This is a genomic window from Streptomyces sp. NPDC002265 (assembly GCF_040296125.1).
Lineage (GTDB): Bacteria > Actinomycetota > Actinomycetes > Streptomycetales > Streptomycetaceae > Streptomyces.
Window position 1 is genome coordinate 1 of sequence record NZ_JBEOWS010000372.1, and the last position, 9,109, is coordinate 9,109.

Below are 9,109 nucleotides of genomic sequence, written 5' to 3' on the forward strand. Positions count from 1 at the left end.
TTTCCTGGCGGACCGCGCCGCCTGAGCCACGGCCGGACGGCCCGCGGACCGGTCCGCGGGCCAAAACGATCCACCGCCTCCCCATTGGCCCTTGCTGTGGCCTGGTCCGATCCCGTTTCCTCCCTGCTGTAGAAACCCTCTTCTCCGAGCGAGGTCAACCCGTGTCCAGCACGATTCCCCCCACCGCCCAGGCCCCCGAGACCGGCACCGCCCGCGTGAAGCGCGGCATGGCCGAGCAGCTCAAGGGCGGTGTGATCATGGACGTCGTCAACGCCGAGCAGGCCAAGATCGCCGAGGACGCCGGTGCCGTCGCCGTCATGGCGCTGGAGCGGGTGCCCGCCGACATCCGCAAGGACGGCGGCGTGGCCCGGATGTCGGACCCGAACATGATCGAGGAGATCATCGAGGCCGTCTCCATCCCGGTCATGGCCAAGTCCCGGATCGGCCACTTCGTCGAGGCCCAGGTCCTCCAGTCGCTCGGCGTCGACTACATCGACGAGTCCGAGGTCCTCACCCCGGCCGACGAGGTCAACCACTCCGACAAGTGGGCGTTCACCACCCCCTTCGTCTGTGGCGCCACCAACCTGGGCGAGGCCCTGCGCCGGATCGCCGAGGGCGCCGCGATGATCCGCTCGAAGGGCGAGGCCGGCACCGGCAACGTCGTCGAGGCGGTCCGCCACCTGCGCCAGATCAAGAACGAGATCGCCCGGCTGCGCGGCTTCGACAACAACGAGCTGTACGCCGCCGCCAAGGACCTGCGCGCCCCGTACGAGCTCGTCAAGGAGGTCGCCGAGCTCGGCAAGCTGCCGGTCGTGCTGTTCTCCGCCGGTGGTGTCGCCACCCCCGCCGACGCCGCGCTCATGCGCCAGCTCGGCGCCGAGGGCGTCTTCGTCGGCTCCGGCATCTTCAAGTCGGGCGACCCGGCCAAGCGTGCCGCCGCCATCGTGAAGGCCACCACCTTCTACGACGACCCGAAGATCATCGCGGACGCGTCCCGCAACCTGGGCGAGGCCATGGTCGGCATCAACTGCGACACCCTCCCCGAGACCGAGCGCTACGCCAACCGCGGCTGGTAACCCACATGAACGACGCACCTGTGATCGGCGTCCTGGCCCTTCAGGGCGACGTACGGGAGCACCTCATCGCCCTGGCCGCGGCCGACGCCGTGGCCAGGCCGGTGCGGCGCCCCGAGGAACTGGCCGAGCTGGACGGCCTGGTCCTGCCCGGCGGCGAGTCCACCACCATCTCCAAGCTGGCCGTCCTCTTCGGCGTGATGGAACCGCTCCGCGCGCGCGTGGCGGCCGGAATGCCGGTCTACGGCACCTGCGCCGGCATGATCATGCTCGCCGACAAGATCCTCGACCCGCGCTCGGGCCAGGAGACGATCGGCGGCATCGACATGATCGTGCGCCGCAACGCCTTCGGACGGCAGAACGAGTCCTTCGAGGCGGCGGTCGACGTCAAGGGCATCGAGGGCGATCCTGTAGAGGGTGTCTTCATCCGCGCCCCCTGGGTGGAGTCCGTCGGGGCCGGGGCCGAGGTGCTCGCCGAGCACGCGGGCCATGTCGTCGCGGTACGGCAGGGCAACGTCCTGGCCACGTCGTTCCACCCGGAGCTGACCGGGGACCACCGTGTTCACTCGCTGTTCGTCGACATGGTGCGCGCGAACCGCACAGTGGAGTCCTTGTAGGATCTCCGGGGTACTTCCGGGCGGCGACACCCGGGGGCGTTCGTACAGGATGGGTTACGCGAAGGAGACAGGCAGATGTCCGGCCACTCTAAATGGGCTACGACGAAGCACAAGAAGGCCGTGATCGACGCCAAGCGCGGCAAGCTCTTCGCGAAGCTGATCAAGAACATCGAGGTCGCGGCCCGGATGGGCGGCGTCGACATCGAGGGCAACCCGACGCTTTACGACGCCATCCAGAAGGCGAAGAAGCAGTCGGTCCCCAACAAGAACATCGACTCCGCGGTCAAGCGCGGCGGCGGCCTCGAGGCCGGCGGCGCCGACTACGAGACGATCATGTACGAGGGCTACGGTCCCAACGGTGTCGCCGTGCTCATCGAGTGCCTCACCGACAACCGCAACCGTGCCGCGTCGGACGTCCGGGTCGCCATGACCCGCAACGGCGGCAGCATGGCCGACCCGGGCTCGGTGTCGTACCTCTTCAACCGCAAGGGCGTCGTGATCGTGCCCAAGGGCGAGCTGACCGAGGACGACGTCCTGGGTGCCGTCCTGGACGCCGGCGCGGAGGAGGTCAACGACCTCGGTGAGTCCTACGAGGTCCTCAGCGAGGCGACCGACATGGTGGCGGTCCGCACCGCCCTCCAGGACGCCGGGATCGACTACGACTCCGCCGAGGCCAACTTCGTCCCGACCATGCAGGTCGAGCTGGACGAGGACGGCGCCAGGAAGATCTTCAAGCTGATCGACGCGCTCGAGGACAGCGACGACGTGCAGAACGTCTTCGCCAACTTCGACGTCAGCGACGACGTCATGGAGAAGGTCGACGCCTGAGCGCACCGGACGACCGAACGGCCCGCCGAGGAGGACTTCGGCGGGCCGTTCGCCGTACGGCGGTCCCGACCCCGGCGGCGCCGCGTTGTCGGTGCCGCCGGATAGCCTGTCGCAGCAGGACGGACAAGGTGAGCGGCAGAAGGAGCGCGGTGCGCGTACTCGGTGTGGATCCAGGACTGACCCGATGCGGTGTCGGAGTCGTCGAGGGCGTCGCGGGACGCCCGTTGACGATGTGCGGCGTCGGTGTCGTCCGGACGCCCGCGGACGCGGAGCTGAGCCTCCGTCTGCTCGCCGTCGAGCAGGGCATAGAGGAGTGGCTGGACGAGTACCGGCCCCAATTCGTCGCCGTGGAGCGGGTGTTCAGCCAGCACAACGTGCGCACGGTGATGGGTACGGCCCAGGCCAGCGCCGTCGCCATGCTCTGCGCGGCCCGGCGCGGCATCCCCGTCGCCCTGCACACCCCCAGCGAGGTCAAGGCCGCCGTCACCGGCAGCGGCCGGGCCGACAAGGCGCAGGTCGGAGCCATGGTGACCCGTCTGCTGCGGCTCGACGCACCGCCGAAGCCCGCCGACGCGGCCGACGCCCTCGCCCTCGCCATCTGCCACATCTGGCGCGCGCCCGCGCAGAACCGACTTCAGCAGGCCGTCGCCCTGCACACATCGAAAGGCCGTACGGCATGATCGCCTTCGTCAGCGGCACGGTCGCCGCACTCGCTCCCGACACCGCGGTGATCGAGGTGGGCGGGGTCGGCATGGCCGTCCAGTGCACCCCGAACACGCTGTCGACGCTGCGGATCGGGGCGCCCGCCAAGCTCGCCACCTCCCTGGTCGTCCGCGAGGACTCGCTGACGCTGTACGGCTTCGCGGACGACGACGAGCGCCAGGTGTTCGTGCTGCTCCAGACGGCCAGCGGGGTCGGCCCCCGGCTGGCCCAGGCGATGCTCGCCGTGCACACCCCGGACGCGCTGCGCCGAGCCGTGGCCACGGGTGACGAGAAGGCGCTGGTGGCGGTCCCCGGCATCGGCAAACGGGGCGCCCAGAAGCTGCTGCTGGAGCTGAAGGACCGGCTCGGCGCGCCGACCGGCGCCCCCGCCGTGGGCGCCGCGGTGACCAGCGGCTGGCGCGAGCAGCTGCACGCGGCCCTGATCGGCCTGGGCTATTCGACCCGGGAGGCGGAGGAGGCCGTGTCCGCCGTGGCCCCGCAGGCCGAGGCCGCGGGCGCCGCACCCCAGGTGGGCCAGCTGCTCAAGGCGGCCCTCCAGACCCTGAACCGCGCCCGCTGACCCGCCGGCGACCGGGCCCCACCGCGTCACCGCGCCCCCACGAGACCCCGAGGCACACTCCATGAACTGGGACGACACGACCGACGCCGCCGCCGCCGAGCGGCTGGTGGGCGCTGTCGCCGACCGCGAGGACCAGGCCGTCGAAGCCGCGCTGCGCCCCAAGGACCTGGGCGAGTTCATCGGCCAGGAGAAGGTCCGCGAGCAGCTCGACCTGGTGCTGCGTGCCGCCCGCGCGCGCGGTGCCACCGCCGACCATGTGCTGCTCTCCGGCGCGCCCGGCCTCGGCAAGACCACCCTGTCGATGATCATCGCCGCCGAGATGGGCGCCCCCATCCGCATCACCAGCGGCCCCGCCATCCAGCACGCCGGCGACCTGGCGGCGATCCTCTCCTCACTCCAGGAGGGCGAGGTCCTCTTCCTCGACGAGATCCACCGCATGTCGCGGCCCGCCGAGGAGATGCTCTACATGGCGATGGAGGACTTCCGCGTCGACGTGATCGTCGGCAAGGGCCCCGGCGCCACCGCCATCCCCCTCGAACTTCCGCCGTTCACCCTGGTCGGGGCCACCACCCGGGCCGGTCTGCTGCCGCCCCCGCTGCGCGACCGGTTCGGCTTCACCGCGCACATGGAGTTCTACGAACCCGCCGAGCTCCAGCGCGTCATCCACCGCTCGGCGAGCCTGCTCGACGTCGAGATCGACCCCGCAGGCGCGGCCGAGATCGCCGGCCGCTCCCGTGGCACCCCCCGCATCGCCAACCGTCTGCTGCGCCGCGTGCGCGACTACGCGCAGGTCAAGGCCGACGGTTTCATCACACCGGAGATCGCCTCGGCGGCCCTGGCGGTCTACGAGGTCGACTCGCGCGGCCTGGACCGCCTCGACCGGGCGGTCCTCCAGGCCCTGCTGAAGCTGTTCGGCGGCGGTCCGGTCGGTCTGTCGACGCTGGCGGTCGCGGTGGGCGAGGAGCGTGAGACCGTGGAGGAGGTCGCCGAACCCTTCCTCGTGCGGGAGGGGCTGCTCGCGCGCACCCCGCGTGGCCGGGTGGCCACACCGGCGGCCTGGACGCACCTCGGACTGACCCCGCCCCGCACCTCAGCGGGGGGAAACGGACAAGGGGACCTGTTCGGGGCGTGACGGCGCGCGCATTGGCCGGAGCAGGAACCCTGGTGCGATGCTGAGCGTTGTTCCATGCACGCGGACTCGCTTAGACTCCGCCGATGCCGCCTCTCTCGGCGGTACACATACCCCCAACCATCAGGCCGCTCACCTTCGCGGTCGTGTGAAGGAAGTTCCGACCCGTGAGTCTCGTGACCCTCCTCCCGTTCATCGTGCTCATCGGGGCCATGTTCCTGATGACCCGGTCGGCCAAGAAGAAGCAGCAGCAGGCTGCGCAGATGCGCAACGAGATGCAGCCCGGCAGCGGCATCCGCACCATCGGGGGCATGTACGCGACGGTCAAGGAGGTCAACGAGGACACCGTTCTCGTCGACGCCGGTCCGGGTGTGGATCTGCTTTTCGCGAAGAACGCCATCGGTGCGGTCCTGACCGACGACGAGTACAACCGCATCGTCCACGGCGTCGAGCACGACCTGAAGTCCGACAGCGAGGTCGTCCCGGACGACGCCTCCTCCCTCACCGAGGCCGACGCGCCCGCCGACGACGCTGCCGCTCTCCCCGGCGACAAGTCCGTCGACCTCGGCAAGAAGGACGAGCCCGCCGAGACCGAGACCGCCGGTTCCGAGGCCGACAAGGCCGTCGACGCGAAGTCGGACGAAGAGCCGAAGAAGACCGACGGCGACGCCGAAGCGAAGTAAGACGTGAGCGGGGAAGGCGCGGACCTGGTCCGCGCCCCCCGGCACACGGACCTCGCAAGCGGTCCCCACACCATGGCATGGTCGCTGCCGCGCTGACCCGGCGCGGAGCGGCCCGAGAGGGAGTACGAGAAGGTGGCAGCACCTAAAAAGGGCCGGAGCGCGAGCGCCCAGAGCAAGCCGGGGCGCTCGCTGGCCCTGATCCTGATCGCCATCGCGGCGCTCACCGGGGGGATGTTCGCCTCCGGGCACACCACTCCGCGTCTCGGCATCGACCTGGCCGGCGGTACGAGCATCACGCTCGAGGCGGTCCCCGAGAAGGGCCAGGAGTCCGCGGTCAACAAGACCAACATGGACACCGCGGTCGACATCATGAACCGCCGTGTCAACGGTCTCGGTGTCTCTGAGGCCGAGGTCCAGACGCAGGGCACGCGGAACATCATCGTCAACATCCCCAAGGGCACGAACTCGGAGGAGGCACGCACCGCGGTCGGTACCACCGCGAAGCTGTACTTCCGGCCGGTCCTCGCCACCGAGATCTCCGGTGCCGCCGCGGCGGCCAGCCCGTCGCCGAGCGCCTCCAGCAGCGCCTCGGACAAGGCGAGCGACAAGGCGACCTCGTCCGCGTCCCCCTCCTCCTCCGCGACCCCGTCGGCGACGGCCACCTCGCAGGGCCGCGCGGTCACCGACGCCCTGAAGGACGACGCCTCCCCGTCGGCGAGCGCCTCGGCCTCCGCCTCCCCGTCCGCCAGCGCCTCCGCCGACGCCGCGACCAGCAAGCTGGAAGCGGACTACGCGGCCCTGGACTGCACGAAGAAGACGGTCCGTGCGCAGGCCGGCAAGGGCGTCAAGTCCACGGACGCCACGCTCGCCTGCGGCCAGAACTCGCAGGGCCAGTGGCAGAAGTACATCCTCGGCCCCGCCCAGGTCGACGGCACGGATGTGAAGAAGGCCCAGGCCATCTACAACACCCAGACCGCCGCGGGCTGGACCGTGACCATGGACTTCACGTCCGCGGGCGCCAAGAAGTTCGCCGACGTCACCGGCCAGCTGGCCCAGCAGCAGTCCCCGCAGAACCAGTTCGCCATCGTCCTGGACGGTGAGGTCGTCTCCGACCCGTACGTCAAGCAGGCGCTGACCGGCGGCAACGCGGAGATCTCCGGCAACTTCACGCAGGAGGAGGCCAAGAGCCTCGCCAACGTGCTGTCGTTCGGTGCGCTGCCGCTGAACTTCAAGGAGCAGAGCGTCACCACGGTGACCGCCGCCCTCGGTGGCGACCAGCTGCACGCCGGTCTGGTCGCGGGTGCCATCGGCCTCGCGCTCGTCGTGATCTACCTGGTGCTCTACTACCGGGGTCTGTCGCTCATCGCGATCGCCTCGCTGATGGTCTCCGCGATCCTCACGTACGTGATCATGGCGCTGCTCGGCCCGACCATCCACTTCGCGCTGAACCTGCCGGCGGTCTGTGGTGCGATCGTCGCGATCGGTATCACCGCGGACTCGTTCATCGTGTTCTTCGAACGCATAAGGGACGAGATCCGCGAGGGCCGCAGTCTGCGCCCCGCCGTCGAGCGGGCCTGGCCGCGCGCCCGGCGCACCATCCTGGTCTCCGACTTCGTGTCGTTCCTCGCCGCCGCGGTGCTCTTCATCGTCACCGTCGGCAAGGTCCAGGGCTTCGCGTTCACGCTGGGTCTGACCACCCTGCTGGACGTGGTCGTGGTCTTCCTGTTCACCAAGCCGCTGATGACGATCTTGGCCCGCAGGAAGTTCTTCGCCGAGGGCCACAGCTGGTCCGGCCTCGACCCGAAGCGACTGGGTGCCAAGCCGCCGCTGCGCCGCACCCGCCGTCCCTCCGCCCCCGCCGAGACGAAGGAGGCGTGAGAATGTCGAAACTCGGCAACCTCGGCGCCCGACTGCACCGTGGCGAGATCGGTTACGACTTCGTCGGCAACCGCAAGATCTGGTACGGCATCTCGATCCTGATCACCATCACGGCCATTCTCGGCCTGACGGTGCGTGGCCTGAACATGGGCATCGAGTTCAAGGGCGGTGCCGTCTTCACCACGCCGTCGACGAGCGTCTCGGTCTCGCAGGCGGAGCAGTACGCGGAATCGGCGTCCGGTCACCAGGCGGTCGTGCAGAAGCTCGGCGGGGGCGAGCTGCGTATCCAGATCTCCGATGTGGACACCGGCAAGTCCGACGCGATCAAGAGCTCTCTGTCCAAGGACCTCAACATCCCCACGGACCAGATCGCCGCGGACCTGGTCGGCCCCAGCTGGGGTGACCAGATCGCCAACAAGGCCTGGCAGGGCCTGGCGATCTTCATGATCCTGGTGGTGATCTACCTCGCCATCGCGTTCGAGTGGCGTATGGCCATCGCCGCGCTGGTCGCGCTGATCCACGACATCACCATCACGGTCGGCATCTACGCCCTGGTCGGCTTCGAGGTGACGCCCGGTACGGTCATCGGTCTGCTGACGATCCTCGGTTACTCGCTCTACGACACGGTCGTCGTCTTCGACAGCCTCAAGGAGCAGACGAAGGACCTCACCAAGCAGACCCGCTGGACCTACAGCGACGTCGCCAACCAGTCGATCAACAGCACCCTGGTGCGTTCCATCAACACCACGGTGGTCGCGCTGCTGCCGGTCGCGGGCCTGCTGTTCATCGGCGGCGGTGTGCTCGGCGCGGGCACGCTCAACGACATCTCGCTGTCGCTGTTCGTCGGCCTCGCGGCCGGCGCGTACTCCTCGATCTTCATCGCCACGCCGCTCGTCGCCGACCTCAAGGAGCGCGAGCCGCAGATGAAGGCCCTCAAGAAGCGGGTCATGGCCAAGCGCGCCCAGGCCGCCGCCGAGGAGGAGTACGCCGAGGCGCGGTCCGCGCACGACCACGACGGCGACGAGTCGCAGGACGCGTCCGCCGCGGTCGTCGGTCCGCGCAGCCGCGGCCGTGGCCGTCCGTCGGGGAAGCGCCGATGACCGAGCTCACCGACATCACGAACCTGCTGCTCAGCAGGATCCGTGACGTGGAGGACTACCCGGAGCAGGGCGTGATGTTCAAGGACATCACCCCGCTCCTGGCGGACCCGGTGGCCTTCACCGCGCTCACCGAGGCCCTGGCGGAGATCGCCCGGCGCACCGGCGCCACGAAGATCGTCGGCCTGGAGGCCCGGGGGTTCATCCTCGGCGCACCCGTCGCCGTCCGCGCGGGCATCGGCTTCATCCCCGTACGCAAGGCGGGCAAGCTCCCCGGAGCGACCCTCAGCCAGAGCTACGACCTGGAGTACGGCTCCGCCGAGATCGAGGTGCACGCCGAGGACCTGAGCGCGCAGGACCGCGTGCTCATCGTCGACGACGTGCTCGCCACCGGCGGCACGGCCGAGGCCGCGATCCAGCTCGTCCACCGGGCCGGAGCCGAGGTCGCGGGCGCGGCCGTCCTGATGGAGCTCGGCTTCCTCGCGGGCCGTCCCCGTCTGGAGGCGGCCCTGGACGGAGCCC

At 69.9% G+C, this 9,109-nt stretch carries 10 protein-coding genes; all 10 read left to right on the top strand.

From position 1 onward, the window contains the following. Positions 1-161: 161 nt before the first annotated feature. Positions 162-1,076: a pyridoxal 5'-phosphate synthase lyase subunit PdxS gene (gene pdxS / locus ABT085_RS39355; RefSeq protein ID WP_351619657.1), complete on the top strand. Its 915-nt coding sequence runs from the start codon at positions 162-164 to the stop codon at positions 1,074-1,076. Between the two features lie 5 nt (positions 1,077-1,081). Next, positions 1,082-1,690 (top strand): pyridoxal 5'-phosphate synthase glutaminase subunit PdxT, encoded by a 609-nt coding sequence (gene pdxT / locus ABT085_RS39360; protein ID WP_351619660.1) that lies wholly within the window; start codon positions 1,082-1,084, stop codon positions 1,688-1,690. Positions 1,691-1,765: 75 nt separating this feature from the next. Further along, the gene (locus ABT085_RS39365; RefSeq protein ID WP_351619663.1) at positions 1,766-2,518 is read left to right on the top strand and encodes a YebC/PmpR family DNA-binding transcriptional regulator; all 753 of its coding nucleotides are present in this window, start codon (positions 1,766-1,768) and stop codon (positions 2,516-2,518) included. A 149-nt stretch (positions 2,519-2,667) separates the two neighbouring features. Continuing rightward, positions 2,668-3,198: a crossover junction endodeoxyribonuclease RuvC gene (ruvC, locus tag ABT085_RS39370; RefSeq protein ID WP_351619670.1), complete on the top strand. Its 531-nt coding sequence runs from the start codon at positions 2,668-2,670 to the stop codon at positions 3,196-3,198. Continuing rightward, positions 3,195-3,800, top strand: coding sequence for a Holliday junction branch migration protein RuvA (gene ruvA, locus ABT085_RS39375; RefSeq protein WP_351619673.1), 606 nt, complete (start codon positions 3,195-3,197; stop codon positions 3,798-3,800). The genes ruvC and ruvA overlap by 4 nt, the downstream gene beginning before the upstream one ends. A gap of 61 nt (positions 3,801-3,861) precedes the next feature. Continuing rightward, positions 3,862-4,932 carry a Holliday junction branch migration DNA helicase RuvB gene (ruvB, locus tag ABT085_RS39380; protein WP_351619675.1) on the top strand — a complete coding sequence of 357 codons (1,071 nt, stop codon included), beginning with the start codon at positions 3,862-3,864 and terminating at the stop codon, positions 4,930-4,932. Between the two features lie 164 nt (positions 4,933-5,096). Then, positions 5,097-5,612, top strand: coding sequence for a preprotein translocase subunit YajC (gene yajC / locus ABT085_RS39385; RefSeq protein ID WP_351619678.1), 516 nt, complete (start codon positions 5,097-5,099; stop codon positions 5,610-5,612). A 132-nt stretch (positions 5,613-5,744) separates the two neighbouring features. Next, positions 5,745-7,490, top strand: coding sequence for a protein translocase subunit SecD (gene secD, locus ABT085_RS39390; RefSeq protein ID WP_351619681.1), 1,746 nt, complete (start codon positions 5,745-5,747; stop codon positions 7,488-7,490). Between the two features lie 2 nt (positions 7,491-7,492). Then, positions 7,493-8,590: a protein translocase subunit SecF gene (secF, locus tag ABT085_RS39395; protein ID WP_351619684.1), complete on the top strand. Its 1,098-nt coding sequence runs from the start codon at positions 7,493-7,495 to the stop codon at positions 8,588-8,590. Beyond that, on the top strand, positions 8,587-9,109 hold a 523-nt coding region (locus ABT085_RS39400), incomplete at its 3' end, for an adenine phosphoribosyltransferase (RefSeq protein WP_351619687.1). The genes secF and ABT085_RS39400, both read left to right, overlap by 4 nt.

Excerpts from the sequence above, each read along its gene's own strand:
- pdxT (WP_351619660.1), top strand. The coding sequence starts at position 1,082 with ATGAACGACGCACCTGTGATCGGCGTCCTGGCCCTTCAGGGCGACGTA.
- ABT085_RS39365 (WP_351619663.1), top strand. The coding sequence starts at position 1,766 with ATGTCCGGCCACTCTAAATGGGCTACGACGAAGCACAAGAAGGCCGTG.
- ruvA (WP_351619673.1), top strand. The coding sequence starts at position 3,195 with ATGATCGCCTTCGTCAGCGGCACGGTCGCCGCACTCGCTCCCGACACC.
- ruvB (WP_351619675.1), top strand. The coding sequence starts at position 3,862 with ATGAACTGGGACGACACGACCGACGCCGCCGCCGCCGAGCGGCTGGTG.
- secF (WP_351619684.1), top strand. The coding sequence starts at position 7,493 with ATGTCGAAACTCGGCAACCTCGGCGCCCGACTGCACCGTGGCGAGATC.